Annotated in this window: 1 protein-coding gene; it reads right to left on the minus strand. The window is 53.1% G+C overall.

What is annotated here, in order from left to right:
• Positions 1–324 precede the first annotated feature (324 nt).
• Positions 325–525, minus strand: a 201-nt coding sequence (locus AC1RP4_RS07640; protein WP_481763218.1) for a DNA polymerase, incomplete at its 5' end; no start/stop codon positions are given.

Consider the following 525-nt stretch of genomic DNA (forward strand, 5'->3'; position numbering starts at 1 on the left):
GTACTCTTCTTCTGCCATGCGTTGCATAGCCTCGGTCCACTCAGCACCCTGCGGAAATGCCTTGAACATCTTGTCGATGATGTCCTGCGCGTATGCTGTGCGATCCTCTTCAATCAATGCCGTAAGCTTGCGATCCAACTCTTCCAGCATGCGATTGATTTCGACCATACGCTTCTTGTCCGTCTCGGGCTTCAACGACTCTTCGTACAGCGCGCTGATCTGTCCTTTTAGGGAGCCAAGGTCACTCTGCTTCGTATGAATGTGAATGTCGCCTTTCGTCTTTAGCTGCGCCTTGATCTCAGCGCGTTCCTCATCGGTCTTTGCCTAGATGTAGGCTTGCCGCAATTTCTGACCTGCGCGGAACGCCTCGGCCAGTGCCTTGTCGCCTGCCGCAACTGACCAGATTCGCACTTCGTGAGCAGAGTAGTCGTATCGAATCATCAGGTATCCGGGTGTGGATACGAACATCTTCTTGATGATCTTTGCGAGCTTTCCCCGGCTCGGAATCTGCTGAAGGTTAGGTCC

This window comes from Dellaglioa sp. CoH-56-MRSF-10 (assembly GCF_056782175.1).